General features: G+C 25.8%; 1 protein-coding gene. It reads right to left on the bottom strand.

Annotated features, from left to right (window positions below; genetic code table 11):
- Positions 1-497, bottom strand: a 497-nt coding sequence (locus tag RG571_RS12070; RefSeq protein WP_308947730.1) for an oligosaccharide flippase family protein, incomplete at both ends; no start/stop codon positions are given.

Genomic DNA, 497 nt, shown 5'->3' with positions numbered 1-497 from the left:
AACATACTAAACCTAACGCTTGAATAAGTGTATATTTTAATGCATCTCCTTCATTTTTAATCAAGAAAACAATTAAAACAAACGTAACAATTTGTACCAATAAATTAGAAATACTAGTTTTTTTAAAATCTTCAATCCCCATAAAAAACCACGAAACATCAAAAAATACGGCTATAATCGTCAAGGATTGTATCAATAAATAAATTTTATTCTCTAAGAAGAAAGTTAAAGCAAAATAAAACATAAGAACAAAAATAGTTGTCATTGCTTTAAACATCAGTATTTCCCAAAATACTTTTGATAATTCTTCTTTATTTCTGTTAAGTGTTAAAGTAATTTCTCTATTTCCATAAATTGCAACACCTAATCCTGCAACTAAAACAAAATATTGAGCAATTGAAAAAGTATAATTATAAATACCAATTCCACTTGGCCCTAACGCATTCGATACTATTGGAATAGTAATTATAGGGATAATGATTTTAGTAATTTGAAAC

The organism is Enterococcus sp. FR204 (genome assembly GCF_031143325.1).
In the GTDB taxonomy this organism is placed as follows: domain Bacteria; phylum Bacillota; class Bacilli; order Lactobacillales; family Enterococcaceae; genus Enterococcus_B; species Enterococcus_B faecium.
This window is presented reverse-complemented; position numbering and strand designations above follow the sequence as displayed.